This window comes from Paenirhodobacter sp. (assembly GCF_047600745.1).
In the GTDB taxonomy this organism is placed as follows: Bacteria; Pseudomonadota; Alphaproteobacteria; order Rhodobacterales; family Rhodobacteraceae; genus Rhodobacter.
Genome location: NZ_JASGKI010000004.1, coordinates 1,865,749 through 1,881,312, shown reverse-complemented (window position 1 = coordinate 1,881,312; position 15,564 = coordinate 1,865,749). Strand labels below are relative to the sequence as shown.

Genomic DNA, 15,564 nt, shown 5'->3' with positions numbered 1-15,564 from the left:
GGGAGGAACAACCATGGCACTGGACAGTCCGGCCTCCGAACCCCGCGTTGTCTTGTCTGCGCGTGGGTTGGGTCGGGATTTTGGTGGGTTCACGGCTGTGAACAACGTGGATCTGGATGTGCATCATGCCCGGATCCATGCGTTGATCGGGCCGAACGGAGCGGGGAAAACCACGGTTTTCAACCTGCTGACGAAATTCCTGCAACCGACGCGGGGGCAGATCACGCTTCTGGGCACGGATATCACCCGGACCCGTCCGGATCGGGTGGCGCGGATGGGGCTGGTGCGGTCGTTCCAGATCTCGGCGGTGTTTCCGCATCTGACGGTGCTGGAGAATGTCCGCGTGGCCTTGCAGCGGCCGAACAACCTGGCAACGCAGTTCTGGCTGCCGATGTCGGCGCTCGACCGGCTGAACGAACGGGCGGAGGTGCTGATCGACGATCTGGGGCTCACGCAATACCGCGACACGCGGGCGGCGGATCTGAGCTATGGCCGCAAGCGGGTGCTGGAGATCGCCACCACGCTGGCGCTCGATCCCGAGGTGCTGCTGCTCGATGAACCGCTCGCGGGGATGGGGCAGGAGGACGTGCGGATGGTGGCCGAGATCATCCGCGAGGTCGCCCGCCACCGCGCCGTGCTGATGGTCGAGCACAACCTCAGCGTCGTCGCCGACATCTGCCACACCGTCACCGTGCTGCAACGCGGCGAGATCATCGCCGAGGGCGACTATGCCCATGTCTCGGCCGATCCGCGCGTGCGCACCGCCTATATGGGGACCGAAGCATGACGGCGCTTCTGGACGTAAGGAACCTGCACGCCTGGTATGGCGAAAGCCATGTCCTGCACGGCGTGACCATGAATGTCGCCGAAGGCGAGATGATCTGCATCCTTGGCCGCAACGGCATGGGGAAGACGACGACGCTGCGCACGATCATGGGGCTGCTGCGCAAGCGCACCGGCGACATCACCTTCGCGGGCAAGGACATGATGTCGGTCCCGCTGCATCACACGGCGCGCGCGGGGCTCGGCTTCATCCCCGAGGAGCGCGGGATCTTCGCCAGCCTGACGGTGGAGGAAAACCTGATGCTGCCGCCAAAGGTCGCCGAGGGCGGCATGTCGGTGGCCGAGATCTACGAGCTGTTCCCGAATCTGAAGGAACGCCGTAGCAGCCCCGGCACGAAGCTTCTCGGGCGGGGAGCAGCAGATGCTGGCGCTGGCGCGGATCCTGCGCACCGGCGCGCGCTGCCTGCTGCTCGATGAACCGACCGAGGGGCTGGCCCCGGTGATCATCCAGGCGATCGGCGATGTTCTGGTCAAGCTCAAGCAGCGCGGCATGACCGTGGTGCTGGTCGAGCAGAACTTCCGCTTTGCCGCCAAGGTCGCCGACCGCTTCTATCTGATGGACCATGGCCAGATGGTGGCCGAGTTCCCGGTGGGCGAACTCGCGCAGAACATGGACCTGCTGCACCGCGAACTGGGGGTGTGAGATGACAATGATTTTCGGCGTCCCCCTCCAGGCCCTGATGGGGCAGCTGCTGGTGGGGCTGATCAACGGCAGCTTCTACGCGCTGCTGTCGCTGGGGCTGGCGGTGATCTTCGGCCTGCTCCGGGTGATCAATTTCGCCCATGGCGCGCAATACATGCTCGGCGCCTTCGCGGCGCTGCTTCTGGCGAAATTCGCGGGCGTGAACTACTGGATCGCGCTGGTGCTCTCGCCGCTGCTGGTCGGCCTTGGCGGCGCGGTGATCGAACGCACGATGCTGTCGCGGCTCTATAAACTGGACCATCTCTATGGCCTGCTGTTCACCTTCGGCCTCGCGCTGACGATCGAGGGGACGTTCCGCTATTTCTTCGGCGCCTCCGGGCAGCCCTATGCGCCGCCGAAGGCGCTGACGGGCGCGGTGAACCTAGGCTTCATGTTCCTGCCGATCTATCGCGGCTGGGTGGTCGTGGCCTCGCTCGCGGTCTGCATCGCGGTCTGGCTGGTGATCGAAAAGACGAAGCTGGGCGCCTACCTCCGGGCGGCGACCGAGAACCCGACCCTGGTGCAGGCCTTCGGGGTCAACGTGCCGCTGCTGCTGACGCTGACCTATGCGCTCGGCGCGGCGCTCGCGGCCTTCGCGGGGGTGCTGGCGGCGCCGGTCTATCAGGTCTCGCCGCTGATGGGGACGAACCTGATCATCGTCGTCTTCGCGGTGGTCGTCGTCGGCGGCATGGGCTCGATCCTGGGCGCCATCGTCACCGGCTACCTGCTGGGCGTGGCCGAGGGGCTGACCAAGGTCTTCTATCCCGAGGCCTCCAACATCGTGATCTTCGTGATCATGGCAATCGTGCTGATCCTGCGGCCCGCGGGCCTGTTCGGGAAGGAGAGCTGAGATGGCGCATGAATCCAAACCCGCCGCGGCTCCGGTCGTGGCTGTCAGCCCGGCGGCCGGGGCGCTGAAGACCGTGGTCCTGCTGGTGCTGCTCGCGGCGCTGCTGGCGGCACCGTTCTTCGTCTATCCGATCTTCGTGATGAAACTGCTGTGCTTCGCGCTCTTCGCGGCGGCCTTCAACCTGCTGCTGGGCTATACCGGGCTGTTGTCCTTCGGCCATGCGGCGTTCTTTGGCGGCTCGGCCTATTTCACCGCCCATGCGGTGAAGGAATGGGGGCTGACGCCGGAACTCGGGCTTGTCGTCGGCGTCGCCGGGGCGTCGGTTCTGGGCCTGATCATCGGCGCGATCGCGATCCGCCGGCAGGGGATCTATTTCGCGATGATCACGCTCGCGCTGTCGCAGATGTTCTACTTCTTCTGCCTCCAGGCGAAGTTCACCCATGGCGAGGATGGCATCCAGTCGGTGCCGCGCGGCCATCTGTTCGGCCTGATCGACCTGAGCCAGACGATGAACATGTATTACTTCGTACTGGGCGTGTTCCTGGTCGGGCTCGCGGTGATCTGGCGCTTCGTCAATTCGCCCTTCGGCATGATCCTCAAGGCGATCCGCGAGAACGAACAGCGCGCCGTCTCGCTCGGCCTGTCGGTGGTGCAATACAAGCTCGGCGCCTTCGTGATGTCGGCCGCCCTCGCGGGCCTCGCCGGAGGGGTCAAGGCGCTGGTCTTCCAGTTCGCCACCCTCACCGATGTCGGCTGGCAGATGTCGGGCGAAGTCATCCTGATGACGCTGCTCGGCGGCATCGGAACCCTCGCCGGACCGGTCTTCGGCGCGGGCCTGGTGGTGACGCTGCAAAACTACCTCGCAACCTCCGACTTCCCCGTCACCATCATCACCGGCCTCGTCTTCATGATCTGCGTGCTGCTCTTCCGGCGCGGACTCGTCGGCGAGTTCTACGCAACAAAAATCGCCAAAAAACTCGGATACAAAGCAGACAACTGAAGGACCGCGATCCGCGCCTTCCCAGCCCCCCTGCCCCGCGCAGGGGGAGGAGACCAGACATGGACAGCTACGACTATATCATCATCGGCGCCGGCAGCGCGGGATGCGTGCTGGCGAACCGGCTCTCGGCCGATCCGCGCAACCGGGTTCTGCTGCTTGAGGCCGGAGGCCGGGACAACTACCACTGGATCCATATCCCGGTGGGTTATCTCTACTGCATCGGCAATCCGCGCACCGATTGGGGGTTCAAGACGGAACCCGATCCGGGGCTGAACGGGCGCGCGCTCGTCTATCCGCGCGGGCGGGTGCTGGGCGGCTGCTCGTCGATCAACGGCATGATCTACATGCGCGGGCAGGCGGCGGATTACGACCACTGGCGGCAGATGGGCTGCACCGGCTGGGGCTGGGACGATGTGCTGCCGCTGTTCAAGGCGCAGGAGGATTTCTACCGCGGCGCGTCCGATCTGCATGGCGCGGGCGGCGAATGGCGGGTGGAAAAGGCCCGGGTGCGGTGGGACGTTCTGGATGCCTTTCTTGAGGCCGCGGTGCAGGCGGGCATCCCCCGCACCGAGGATTTCAACTCCGGCGACAACGAGGGCGGCGGCTATTTCGACGTGAACCAGCGCTCGGGCATCCGCTGGAACACCTCGAAAGCCTTCCTGCGCCCGGCGGCGGGGCGGGCGAACCTGCGCGTGCTGACCGGCGCGCAGGCCGAACGGCTGATCATCGAGACGGGTGAGGTGAAGGGCGTCGTCTTCCACCACGAGGGCCAGCGCAAGGAGGCCCGCGCCGCGCGGGAGACGATCCTGTCGGCGGGGGCGGTCGGCTCGCCGCATCTGCTGGAACTGTCGGGCGTGGGCCATGGCGCGGCGCTTCAGGCCGCCGGGATCACGCCGCAGGTCGAGGTGCCCGACGTGGGTGGCAACCTTCAGGACCATCTGCAACTGCGGATGGTGTTCAAGGTCACCGGCGTGCCGACGCTGAACGAAAAGGCGTCGAGCCTGTTGGGCAAGGCGTCGATCGGGCTCGAATACCTGCTGAAACGCTCGGGGCCGATGTCGATGGCGCCAAGCCAGCTTGGCATCTTCACCCGCTCCGGCCCGGACAAGGCGACGGCGGATCTGGAGTTCCACGTCCAGCCGGTCAGCCTCGACAAATTCGGCGATCCGGTGCATCCCTTCCCGGCAATGACGGCGAGCGTGTGCAACCTGCGCCCCGAAAGCCGCGGCACGGTCCATGCGAAAAGCCCGGATTTCCGCGCCCATCCGGCGATCGTGCCGAATTACCTCTCGACCGAGGGCGACCGCGAGGTGGCCGTGCGCTCCCTGCGCCTGACGCGGCACATCGCGGAACAGCCCGCCTTCGCCCGCTTCCGGCCCGAGGAATACAAGCCCGGCGCCGCCTGCCAGAGCCATGACGAACTGGTGAAGGCGGCGGGCGACGTGGGCACCACGATCTTCCACCCCGTCGGTACCTGCCGGATGGGGGCGGATGAGGGGTCGGTGGTGGATCCCCGGCTGCGGTTCCGCGCGCTCGGGCGGCTGCGGATTGCGGATGCCTCTGTCATGCCGACGATCACCAGCGGCAACACCAATTCGCCGACGCTGATGATCGCCGAAAAGGCGGCGCGGATGATCCTGGAGGATGCGCGCTGATACCATGATCCAACATGACGGCTTGACAGCGAGCCACCGGATGGCGTCCGCTCTGACTGTCGAAGCGGATTCCGCCCCGGCCAAACAGAAAGCGCGCCGAAGCGCAGATTGAATGCAGTTGGAGAACCAGATGAGAAGAACCCTCACCCTGACCACCGCGCTCGGCCTTCTGGCCTCGCCGGGGTTCGCGGATGTGAACCTGTTGTCCTGGGGCGGCGCCTATGGCAACAGCCATGTTCAGGCCTATGTCCGGCCGTTCGAGGCCGAGACCGGGATCAAGGTCACGGTTTCCGACGCCGACAACCCCGCGACGCCGATCAAGGCGATGGTCGAGGCCGGCAATGTCAGCGCCGATGTCGCCTCGGTCGAATATGCCGATGCGGTGCGTCTGTGCGACGAGGGGCTGCTCGAACCGATCGACCCGGCGATCCTGACCCCGGCGCCCGACGGCACCCCGGCGGCGGACGATTTCATCCCCGGCGCGATCACCGAATGCTTCATCGGCACCGATGTCTATTCGATGGTCCTGACCTATGACGACAGCAAATTCCCCGAGGCGAAGCCCACGACGCCTGCGGATTTCTTCGACACCGCGAAATTCCCCGGCAAGCGCACGATGCGCAAGGGCGCGAAGTTCAACCTCGAACTGGCGCTGATGGCCGATGGCGTGCCCGCCGCGCAGGTCTATGAGGTGCTCGGCACGCCCGACGGGGTGGAGCGGGCGTTCAAGAAGCTCGAAGCGATCAAGAAGGACGTGATCTGGTGGGAAGCGGGCGCGCAGCCGCCGCAACTGCTCGCCGATGGCGAAGTGACGATGGCCTATGCCTTCAACGGCCGGATCTTCAGCGCCGCGCAACAGGAAGGCAAGCCGTTCAAGATCATCTGGGACGCGCAGATCTATGAGATGGAGGGCTGGGTCATCCCGAAGGGCGCGCCGAATGCCGCGGATGCGATGAAATTCATCACCTATTCGACCTCGACCGCGCCGCAGGCCCGGGCGGCGGAATTCATCAGCTACGGCCCGCCGCGCAAATCGGCCGCCGCCACGGTCGGCAATATCGAAGGCACCGACGTGCCGATGGGCCCGAACCTGCCGACCTTCGAGGCGAACATGACCAATGCGCTGGCGTCGAACCTCGACTTCTGGGTCGATCATGACGCGGAACTGAACGAGCGCTTCATCAGCTGGCTCGCCAACTGACAACCACGCCGCCCCGGGGGTGACCTTCGGGGCGGCAGGGCCCAACATCGCGTTTGGCGCGGGCCGAGGCGGCGGCGTCAGTTCGGCGGCAGGCAGCCCGTCACACCAGACAGTCCGGCAGGCTGAGGCCCTTGAGGATCTCCGCCGCAGGCATCGGGCGCTTGCCCTCGCGCTGCGCCTCAAGAATGTCGAGCGCGCCGGTGCCGCAGGCGATCCGGAACCCGTCCAGCACCGCCCCCGGCGCCCCGGCGCCCAGCGCGGGCGCGGCGCGCAGCAGCTTCACCCGCTCGCCCCCGATCATCGTCCAGGCGCCCGGGAAGGGCGACAAGCCGTTGATCTGCCGCACCAGTTCCGCCGCAGGCCGGGTCCAGTCCACCCGCGCCTCGGCCTTGTCGATCTTGACGGCATAGGTGACGCCCGCCGCGTCCTGTGGCACCTCTGGCAGCGGCATCCGCTCCAGCGCCCCGATGATCAGCCGCGCGCCGATCCGGCTCAGCCGGTCGTGCAATTCGCCGGTGGTTTCGGTCGCGCCGATCGGCGTCGCCTCGCGCAGCAGCACCGGGCCGGTATCCAGCCCCGCCTCCATCCGCATGATGCAGATCCCGGTTTCCGCATCCCCCGCCATGATCGCGCGGTGGATCGGCGCCGCCCCGCGCCAGCGCGGCAGCAGCGAGGCATGAATGTTCAGGCAGCCCTGCGCGGGCGCGTCCAGCACCGCCTGCGGCAGGATCAGCCCATAGGCCACCACCACGGCAATATCGGCCTGCAACGCGGCAAATTCCGCGCGCGTTTCCTCGGCCCGGAAGTTCAGCGGCGTGTGAACGGGCAGGCCCAGTTCCAAGGCCCGGGCGTGAACCGGCGAGGGGCGATCCTTCTTGCCGCGTCCCGCCGGGCGGGGCGGCTGCGAATAGACGGCGATCACCTCATGATGCGCGGCCAGCGCCTCCAGCACCGGCACAGAAAACTCCGGCGTGCCCATGAACACCACGCGCATCTTTTACCTCTGCTGTTTTTTCGCCTTTTGCACCAGCATCTTGCGGCGAAGCGGCGACAGGTGGTCGAGATAGGTCCGACCGTTCAGATGGTCGATCTGATGCTGCACCGAGGTCGCCCAAAGGCCGACGAAATCACGTTCCTCGACCTCGCCCCGGTCGTTCAGGAACCGCACCGTCACCGCGCGGGGCCGTTCGATCACCGCCGAAACGCCCGGCAGGTTCGGCGAGGCTTCGTCATGCTTGCGCAACTGCACCGAGGCATGGAGCACCTCGGGATTGGCCATCCGCACCGCCTGCCCGCGCTTGTCCGAGGCGTCGACAACCGCGAGCCGCAGCATGATTCCGATCTGCGGCGCCGCAAGGCCGACGCCCGGCATCGCCTCCATCGTCTCAATCATGTCGTCCCAGATCATCCGAACCGTTTCGGTCACCGCTGTCACCGGCTCCGCCGGAGTATGCAGCCGCCGGTCGTCATAGGGGATATAGGGACGCACGGCCATCAGGCGAGGCCCTGTTCCTTTGCCGCCCGCGCCCGTTCGCGCTTCAGCTTTTCCATCTTCCGCGTGATCATCTGCCGCTTCAGCGGGCCGAGGTAGTCGATGAACAGCTTGCCATCCAGATGGTCGTTCTCATGCTGCGCGCAGGTCGCCCAAAGGCCGTCGAACTGCTCTTCATGCAGCTTGCCATCAAGGCCGAGCCAGCGCATCCGCACTTCCTTCGGCCGGGTCACTTCGGCATATTGCTCGGGGATCGAGAGGCAGCCTTCCTCGTAGACATTCGTCTCTTCGGATTGCCACAGGATTTCGGGGTTGATCAGCACCATCGGATCGGGCGCGGCGGCCTTGTCCTTGACGCAATCCATCACGAAAAGCCGCGCCATCACCCCAACCTGCGGCGCGGCAAGGCCGACGCCGGGCGCGTCATACATCGTCGCCAGCATGTCATCGGCGAGCTTGCGGATCTGGTCGTCCACGGCTTCGACCGGAGCGCACTGCTTCTTCAGCCGGGGATCGGGATGGATGAGGATCGGGCGGAGTGTCATGCCCCCGATTTAGGCGATGCCCGCCCGCCGCGCAATGGGCACGCGCCTTTGTGCGCGGAACAATTGCGCATTTGCACAGGCCGCGCGGGCATGGTCAATTGCCCGCAACAGGAAAGGACGGATCATGGCCCAGACCCCCGACTTTGACGAGATCATCAACCGCATCGGCACCCATTCCAACAAATGGGACGAAATGGAGCGCGTCTTCGGCGTCAGCCCGCAGGACGGGATCCCGATGTGGGTGGCCGATATGGACTTCCGCCCGCCCGCCTGTGTTCAGGCCGCGCTGGAGGGGATGATCCGGCAGGGGATCTACGGCTATTGGGGCGACAATGACGACTATCTGGCCGCGATCCGCTGGTGGCTCGCCACGCGCCACGGCTGGCAGGTTCAGGACGACTGGATCTTCACCACCCACGGGCTGGTGAACGGGGTGGGCCTCTGCGTCGATGCCTTTACCGCGCCGGGGGAGGGGGTCGTGCTGATGACGCCGGTCTATCACGCCTTTGCGCGCGTGATCCGCGCGGCGGGGCGCAGGGTGGTTGAATGCCCGCTCGCGCTGATCGAGGGCCGCTACCAGATGGATTTCGACCGCTGGGATAGCCTTGTCGGGCCCGATGCGAAGATGCTGATCCTGTGTTCGCCGCATAATCCGGGCGGGCGGGTCTGGACCGAAGACGAATTGCGCGGCGTCGCGGCGTTCGCGAAACGGCACGGGCTGGTGCTGGTGTCGGACGAAATCCACAACGATCTGGTGATGCCCGGCCACCGGCATGTGCCCATGGCCATGGTGACCGACGATCCGGTGGTGATGATGACGGCGGCGACCAAGACCTTCAACATCGCGGGCGGGCATACCGGCAATGTGATCATCGCCGATCCCGGGCTGCGGGCGAAATTCGCCGGGCGGATGGCGGCGCTCGGCCTCTCGCCGAACAGTTTCGGCCTCGCGATGGCCACCGCCGCCTTCAGCCCCGAAGGCGCCGCCTGGGTCGATGCGCTGGTCACCTATCTCGACGGCAACCGCAGGCTGTTCGACGCCGGAGTGAACGCGATCCCGGGGCTGCGCTCGATGCCGCTGGAGGCGACCTATCTCGCCTGGGTGGATTTCTCCGGCACCGGCATGAGCCCCGCCGAATTCACCGCGCGGGTGGAGAAGGACGCGAAGATCGCCGCGAACCACGGGCCGAGCTTCGGCACCGGCGGCGAAAGCTGGCTGCGCTTCAACCTCGCCACGCCGCGCGCCCGGGTGGCCGAGGCGGTCGAGCGGCTGAGCCGGGCCTTTGGCGACCTGCAATAGATGCGGTTCCTGGCGGGGCTGTTCTCGTTCCTGACGCTCGCCGTTCTGCTGGCGGCGGCCTGGTTCGCGCTGCGCCCGCCGCCCATGCCACGGCCCGAGGCGCTGACAGGCCCCGTCACCCGGATCGTGGTAGAAAAGGCCGCGCGCCGGATGACGGTCTATGTCGGGGACAAGGCCGCGCGGGTCTGGCCGATCGCGCTTGGCTTTACACCCACGGGCGCGAAGGACCGGCAGGGCGATGGCCGCACACCCGAGGGCCGCTTCCGCATCGACCGGCGCAATGCCGCCAGCGCCTATCACCTGTCGCTCGGCATCGACTATCCCCGCCCCGAGGACCGGCAGCGCGCCCGGATGGCCGGGGTCTCGCCCGGCGGCGACATCTTCTTTCACGGCCAGCCGAACGGGCGGCCAGAGGGCGAGGTGCTGGCCTATGACTGGACGGCGGGCTGCATCGCGCTATCCGATGCGCAGATCGCGGAACTGTTCGCCGCGACCCCGATCGGCGCCGAGGTCGAGATCAGGCCCTGAACGGCAGCAAACCCGCGGGCGCGGACTCGGCGCGCTCGAAATCGAGCGGCGCGTGGTCGGTCACCGGGGTTTCGCGCTTGACGGTGCAGATCAGCTCGCCGCCTTCGACATCCGACGCGACGATCAGGCAGGTCGAAAGATGCCGCGCCCCGTCATACAGGTCCACCAGCCCGCGCAGATGCCGGATCTGTTCGGCATCGAGCGAAAATCCCCCGCGCCAGCAGCGCAGCACCGGCAGGATGTCCCCTCCGGTCCGGATCCGCAGCCGCGATCGCCGGCCAGCATCCGCGCTGCGCAGCCCATCCACGATGTCCTTTGAAAGAATCTCCATCGCATGGCCTCCCCGTTGCGACATATCCCGAAGTGTGAGGCATTAACGTAAAATCACAACAGATTCCTTGCGAAACAGTGACATCTTCCGCATGCCCCGCCCGCCCCGCGCCTGTGCAGATCCCGGCCCGCCCTGCACAATTGCCGGGTTGCATGCGCGCCACAGAACGGAAATCCCGACCGGATGCCTTGTTTCCGGCGGGCCGCGCCCTTAATCCTAAACGTCGATCGGTTTGATGCGGCAGCCCATCGGGGCGACCAGGACAGGAGCGAAGGATGGTGGGCAGAGGGCTGTGTGGCGCCTTCGTCGTGACAGCGGCATTGGCAGGATGTGGCGTGCAGGATCCGCAGCCGACGGGGGTGGATGACCCGCACGAGGGCTTCAACCGCAATATCCATGCCTTCAACAAGGGCTTCGACACGGTGGTGTTCAAGGCCCCGCCGGGCAAGCCCCGGTCGATCGACAATGGCTTCACCCGGTCGGTGTCGAATGTCGGCTCGAACCTCGGCCTGCCGGGCAAGGTGGTCAATTCGCTGTTGCAGGGCCGCCCCGAACCGGCGGTAAAGAACACCTTCCGCTTCCTGATCAACTCGACCATCGGGCTGGCCGGGATCTTCGATCCGGCCGGGTCGTCCTTCGCCCTGCCGGAGGAGGACACCGATTTCGGCGAGACCCTCGCCGTCTGGGGCATGCACGAAGGCCCCTATGTCGAATTGCCTTTCTATGGACCCTCGACGGGGCGTGACACGTTGGGGACCGTGGTCGATATCGCGATGAACCCGCTCGGCGCCATGCTACAGGGCAGCGCGGTCACCGCAGCTTCGGCCACGCGGGTGGCGGGAAAGGCCGCCGACCGCAAGATCCACGGGGATGTGATCGAATCCATCCTTTACGACAGCGCGGACAGTTATGCACAAGCACGTCTGCTGTATTTGCAGAACCGGCGCTATCATCTGTCCGGACAGGAGAACAACGATGCCGATGCCTGGGATCCCTATTCCGATGAACCGCAACATTAATCTGAACCGCCGCGCGCTGATGGTTTCCGCGCTGGCGGGGGCGGCGCTGGTCGCCGTGCCGCGCGGGGCCTTTGCCGCGCTCGACACCGCGCAGGCAAGCGCGCTGATCACCCGCGCGGTGAATGACGTGAATGCCGCCATCGCCTCCGGCCAGACGGGGCCGAAGCTCTATGCCCGGTTCGAGACGATCTTCAACACCTATGCCGATGTGCCGACGATCGCGCGTTCGGCCCTTGGCTCCGCCGCGCGGCAGGCGAGCCCGGCGCAGCTGAACGCCTTCACCGCCGCCTACCGCAGCTATCTCGCGCGGAAATACGGCAAGCGGTTCAACGAGTTCCGCGGTGCGAAGTTCCAGGTTCAGAACGCCCGTCAGGTCAAGACCTTCTACGAGGTCGCGACCACCGCCATCCTGCCGGGGCAGAAGCCCTTCCAGGTACAATGGCAGGTGTCGGACAAATCCGGCAAGAACCTGTTCTTCAACATCATCGTCGAGGGGGTGAACATGCTCGCCTCCGAACGCACCGAGATCGGCGCGATGCTCGACCAGCAGAAGGGCAGCATCGACGGCCTGATCCAGGCGCTGAACAGCGCCGGCTGACGGATCGGCCCGCCCCCGTGGCGGGCCTTTTCATTTCGGAACGGTGAAGGCCGCGCGGCGGCGGGCGACCTCGGCCCGGATCTCACAGCCCTCGGCATGGTCATTCACCATGCCCATCGCCTGCATGAAGGCATAGACCGTCGTCGGCCCGACGAATTTCCAGCCGCGCTTGCGCAGCGCCTTCGACAGCGCCTCCGATTCGGGCGAGGTCGGGCGCACCGTCGGCCCTTCGTCCCGCTCCGGCGCGAAACGCCACAGGAAGGCGGCGAGCGATCCTTCCTGCGCCACCATCTCCTCGGCCCGCTGCGCATTGTTGATCACCGCCTCGATCTTGCCGCGATGGCGCACGATGCCCCTGTCCGCCAGCAGCCGCTCGACATCCGCCGCCCCGAACCGCGCCACCTTGCGGAAGTCGAACCCGGCAAAGCCCGCGCGGAAATTCTCCCGCTTCTCCAGAATGGTGCGCCAGCTCAGCCCGGCCTGAAACCCTTCGAGCGAGAAGCTTCTCGAACAGGCGGATGTCGTCATCGACCGGAAAGCCCCATTCGTGATCGTGATAGGCTGTGTATCCGGGCGTCGCCGCGCACCAGCTACAGCGCATACGCCCATCGGGTCCGGCAAACAGCGTCATGACATCCTCCATTCGTTCACAGAATGTTCACCGGAATTTGGCCCGCGTCAATGCCCGGCACCGGTTGCACAGCGGCGCCAACCGTGCAAAGCCGGGTTCAGGGAGGCCGAGAAGGAGACACAGATGAGTGACCTCAACGCGCCCGAAGGCATGGACCTGACCCTGCGCACGCTGGCGATGCCCGGCGACACCAATGCTTCGGGGGATATTTTCGGCGGCTGGGTGATGTCGCAGATGGACCTTGCCGCCGCGATCCGCGCGAATGAACGCTGCAATGGCCGGACGGTGACCATTGCCGCGAATGAAATCATCTTCAAGCAGCCGGTGAAGGTGGGCGATACGCTGTGCGTCTATACCGCGGTGGATCAGGTCGGCCGGACGTCGATGGTGATCCGGATCGAGGTCTGGGCCCGGCGCAGCTATACCGCTGTGCGCGAAAAGGTGACCGAGGCGCGCTTCACCATGGTCGCCGTGGACAAGAACGGCCGCCCGCGCCCGGTGGACACACCCGAAGCCTGAACGGGTTTTCCCCGCGCCGCCGCCGCGCTACTCTGGGCCATGCCTGCCCTTTGCCGCGATTGCCTGAGCCTGTTCGACGCCGGTCCGCGCTGCCCGTCCTGCGGGCGCGGGCGGGTGCTGGCGCATCCCGAACTGTTCACGCTCAGCATCGCGCATCTGGATTGCGACAGCTTCTATGCCTCGGTCGAAAAGCGCGACAATCCGGAGCTCGCCAGCCGCCCGCTGATCGTTGGCGGCGGCACGCGCGGGGTGGTTTCGACCTGCTGCTACATTGCGCGGATTTCCGGCGTGCGCTCGGCGATGCCGATGTTTCAGGCGCTGAAGCTCTGCCCCGATGCGGTGGTCGTGCCGCCGCGCATGGCGCATTATGCCGAGGTGTCGCGCGCGATCCGGGCGAAGATGGCGGCGCTGACGCCGCTGATCGAACCCTTGTCGCTTGATGAGGCGTTTCTGGACCTGACCGGCACGGCGCGGCTGCATCACGCGCCGCCCGCGCTGCAACTCGCGCGGCTGCTGCGCGAGATCGAGGAAGAGATCGGCGTGACGGCCTCGGTCGGGCTGTCGCACAACAAGTTTCTGGCGAAGATCGCCTCGGATCTGGACAAGCCGCGCGGGTTTTCGGTGATCGGGCGCGGCGAGACGGCGAATTTCCTGCGCGACAAGCCGGTGTCGATTCTGTGGGGCGTGGGCGAGGCGACGCGCGCCACGCTGGGCCGGGCCGGGTTGCGTACGCTGGAGGACATCCGCCGCGCCGGGGTTCGGCGGCTGGTCGAGCGGCTCGGCTCCTCGGGCGAGCGGCTGTGGCATCTGGCGCGGGGCGAGGATCCCCGCCGCGTGACGCCGGATGCGCCGGTGAAATCGGTCTCGAACGAAACCACTTTCGAGAGCGACATCGCCGACCGCGCCGCGCTGGAACGTCACCTGTGGATCTGCTGCGAAAAGACCGCCGACCGGATGAAGGCGAAGGGGGTGCAGGGCCGCACCGCCGTTCTGAAGCTGCGCCGGGCGGATTTTTCCCTCCTGACCCGGCAACAGCGGCTGGAGGAGCCTTCGCAGCTGGCCGATACTCTGTTCCGGGTGACGCAGGCGCTGATGGCCACCCTGCCCGAGGCCGGGCCGTTCCGGCTGATCGGGGCGGGGTATGGCGACCTGAGCCCGGCGGACGGGCGCGACCCGGTGGGCGATCTGCTCGACCCGCAGGCCGGGGCGCGCGCCGGAGCGGAACGCGCGATGGATGCGATCCGCGCGAAATTCGGCAAGGATGCGATCATGCGCGGGCGGGGCTTCTGATCACTCCGCCGCCATCCGGCCCTGCGCCCGGCCGATCTCCGCCAGCCCCGCCACCGCCCGCGCCATCAGCGCGGCAAAGGCCTCGTAATCGGCCGAAGGCGCCACGGCGGCCTCGTCCAGATAGAGGCCGCGGTTGATCTCGATCTGCACCACGTCGATCCCCTCCGCCGGGCGGCCGTAGCGCTGCGTGATATAGGCCCCGGCAAAGGGATTGTTGCGCGCCACCCGCAGCCCCAGGCCCGCAAAGACCGCATCCACCGCTGCCGTCGTGTCCGCGCGCGACGAAGCGCCATACCGATCCCCCAGCACGATATCGGGCCGCCGGGCACCCATCTGGTCGATCGCCTCGGAGGGCATCGAATGCACGTCGAACAGCACCGCCCGCCCGAACCGCCGCCGCGCCTCGCCGACAAGGCCCGCGAGCGCGATATGCCAGGGCCGCCAGATCCCGGCAATGCGGGCCTCGGCCTCGGCCCGCGTGATCTTGCCCGAATAGATCGCCCGGTTGCCCGCGACCACGCGCGGAATCACCCCCAGCCCCGCCATCACGCGCGGCCCCCGCGGGCCCCGTGGCAGCCCCTCGATCAGCGCGGGGTCGAGTTCGTCCTCCGCCCGGTTCAGATCGACCCAGGCGCGCGGAAATCGCGCCGTCAGTACCGGCGCCCCCGCCTCCGGCGCCGGGGCCAGCAGCCGGTCCACATAGGCATCTTCCGAAGAGCGCAGCCGACGGCTGTCCAGCCCCGAACGGCCGCGCAGATCCGCCGGATACTCCCGGCCGGAATGCGGCGAAGAAAACACCACGCCCGTCGTCACCTTCTCCGGCCGGATCAGCCGGTAGGGCTTGTCATCCTGTGCAGGGGGCATCGCGTCTCCTTCTTCCGGGGCCAGACTACACCGATTTGTTTTCCCGCCAAAAGCCTCTTGCAAGGGAAACCGAGTCCTTTTATAGACCCCCAAACCCAAGTGGTTCCCGTCAGGGGATCGCGAAGGTGACGGGCGGTTAGCTCAGCGGTAGAGCACTACGTTGACATCGTAGGGGTCACTGGTTCGATCCCAGTACCGCCCACCATTCACCGCTCC

Annotated in this window: 16 protein-coding genes, 1 tRNA gene and 2 pseudogenes; 13 read left to right on the top strand and 6 right to left on the bottom strand. The window is 66.7% G+C overall.

Features of this window, described 5'->3' with window-relative positions; genetic code table 11:
• Nucleotides 1-13 precede the first annotated feature (13 nt).
• From QM789_RS17970 to QM789_RS17945, 6 genes and pseudogenes are all read left to right on the top strand, one after another.
• The gene (locus QM789_RS17970) at nt 14-787 is read left to right on the top strand and encodes an ABC transporter ATP-binding protein (protein ID WP_420353187.1); all 774 of its coding nucleotides are present in this window, start codon (nt 14-16) and stop codon (nt 785-787) included.
• A pseudogene (locus QM789_RS17965) lies at nt 784-1,486 on the top strand (ABC transporter ATP-binding protein). Before QM789_RS17970 ends, QM789_RS17965 begins: the two are co-directional and overlap by 4 nt.
• Before the next feature lies 1 nt (nt 1,487).
• On the top strand, nt 1,488-2,375 hold the full coding sequence (locus QM789_RS17960) for a branched-chain amino acid ABC transporter permease (protein WP_420353186.1): 888 nt from the start codon (nt 1,488-1,490) through the stop codon (nt 2,373-2,375).
• A gap of 1 nt (nt 2,376) precedes the next feature.
• Entirely contained in the window at nt 2,377-3,375 is a 999-nt protein-coding gene (locus QM789_RS17955) for a branched-chain amino acid ABC transporter permease (protein WP_420353185.1), read from the top strand.
• Nucleotides 3,376-3,434: 59 nt separating this feature from the next.
• The gene (locus QM789_RS17950) at nt 3,435-5,030 is read left to right on the top strand and encodes a GMC family oxidoreductase (protein ID WP_420353184.1); all 1,596 of its coding nucleotides are present in this window, start codon (nt 3,435-3,437) and stop codon (nt 5,028-5,030) included.
• 130 nt (nt 5,031-5,160) lie between these two features.
• Nucleotides 5,161-6,231: an ABC transporter substrate-binding protein gene (locus QM789_RS17945; RefSeq protein WP_420353183.1), complete on the top strand. Its 1,071-nt coding sequence runs from the start codon at nt 5,161-5,163 to the stop codon at nt 6,229-6,231.
• A gap of 100 nt (nt 6,232-6,331) precedes the next feature.
• On the opposite strand, the gene fmt is transcribed toward QM789_RS17945, so the two are convergent.
• From fmt to def (QM789_RS17930), 3 genes are read right to left on the bottom strand one after another with little or no spacing between them, the layout of a single operon-like run.
• Nucleotides 6,332-7,225: a methionyl-tRNA formyltransferase gene (fmt, locus tag QM789_RS17940; RefSeq protein WP_420353182.1), complete on the bottom strand. Its 894-nt coding sequence runs from the start codon at nt 7,223-7,225 to the stop codon at nt 6,332-6,334.
• Between the two features lie 3 nt (nt 7,226-7,228).
• Nucleotides 7,229-7,726: a peptide deformylase gene (gene def, locus QM789_RS17935; RefSeq protein WP_420353181.1), complete on the bottom strand. Its 498-nt coding sequence runs from the start codon at nt 7,724-7,726 to the stop codon at nt 7,229-7,231.
• Nucleotides 7,726-8,268 carry a peptide deformylase gene (gene def, locus QM789_RS17930; protein WP_420353180.1) on the bottom strand — a complete coding sequence of 181 codons (543 nt, stop codon included), beginning with the start codon at nt 8,266-8,268 and terminating at the stop codon, nt 7,726-7,728. Before def (QM789_RS17930) ends, def (QM789_RS17935) begins: the two co-directional genes overlap by 1 nt.
• A 124-nt stretch (nt 8,269-8,392) precedes the next feature.
• Between def (QM789_RS17930) and QM789_RS17925 the strand changes: the two genes are divergently transcribed.
• Complete coding sequence (locus QM789_RS17925) at nt 8,393-9,568, top strand: MalY/PatB family protein (RefSeq protein ID WP_420353179.1); 1,176 nt, start codon at nt 8,393-8,395, stop codon at nt 9,566-9,568.
• Nucleotides 9,569-10,096, top strand: a complete 528-nt coding sequence (locus tag QM789_RS17920; protein ID WP_420353178.1) for a L,D-transpeptidase family protein — start codon at nt 9,569-9,571, stop codon at nt 10,094-10,096.
• Here the strand turns inward: QM789_RS17920 and QM789_RS17915 are convergent.
• Complete coding sequence (locus tag QM789_RS17915) at nt 10,086-10,427, bottom strand: hypothetical protein (RefSeq protein ID WP_420353177.1); 342 nt, start codon at nt 10,425-10,427, stop codon at nt 10,086-10,088. The genes QM789_RS17920 and QM789_RS17915 overlap by 11 nt on opposite strands.
• Before the next feature lie 275 nt (nt 10,428-10,702).
• Between QM789_RS17915 and QM789_RS17910 the strand changes: the two genes are divergently transcribed.
• Complete coding sequence (locus QM789_RS17910; RefSeq protein WP_420353176.1) at nt 10,703-11,446, top strand: VacJ family lipoprotein; 744 nt, start codon at nt 10,703-10,705, stop codon at nt 11,444-11,446.
• Nucleotides 11,430-12,044, top strand: a complete 615-nt coding sequence (locus QM789_RS17905) for an MlaC/ttg2D family ABC transporter substrate-binding protein (RefSeq protein ID WP_420353175.1) — start codon at nt 11,430-11,432, stop codon at nt 12,042-12,044. The genes QM789_RS17910 and QM789_RS17905 overlap by 17 nt, the downstream gene beginning before the upstream one ends.
• Nucleotides 12,045-12,074: 30 nt before the next feature.
• Here QM789_RS17905 and QM789_RS17900 read toward each other — a convergent pair.
• Nucleotides 12,075-12,675: pseudogene (locus QM789_RS17900) on the bottom strand (DNA-3-methyladenine glycosylase I).
• Between the two features lie 123 nt (nt 12,676-12,798).
• On the opposite strand from QM789_RS17900, the gene QM789_RS17895 reads away from it, so the two are divergent.
• Nucleotides 12,799-13,194, top strand: coding sequence for an acyl-CoA thioesterase (locus tag QM789_RS17895; RefSeq protein WP_420353174.1), 396 nt, complete (start codon nt 12,799-12,801; stop codon nt 13,192-13,194).
• Between the two features lie 39 nt (nt 13,195-13,233).
• The gene (locus QM789_RS17890; RefSeq protein ID WP_420353173.1) at nt 13,234-14,484 is read left to right on the top strand and encodes a DNA polymerase IV; all 1,251 of its coding nucleotides are present in this window, start codon (nt 13,234-13,236) and stop codon (nt 14,482-14,484) included.
• On the opposite strand, the gene QM789_RS17885 is transcribed toward QM789_RS17890, so the two are convergent.
• Entirely contained in the window at nt 14,485-15,348 is an 864-nt protein-coding gene (locus tag QM789_RS17885; protein WP_420353172.1) for an N-formylglutamate amidohydrolase, read from the bottom strand.
• Between the two features lie 130 nt (nt 15,349-15,478).
• Between QM789_RS17885 and QM789_RS17880 the strand changes: the two genes are divergently transcribed.
• A tRNA-Val gene (locus QM789_RS17880) sits at nt 15,479-15,553 on the top strand.
• The last annotated feature ends 11 nt before the right edge of the window (nt 15,554-15,564 follow it).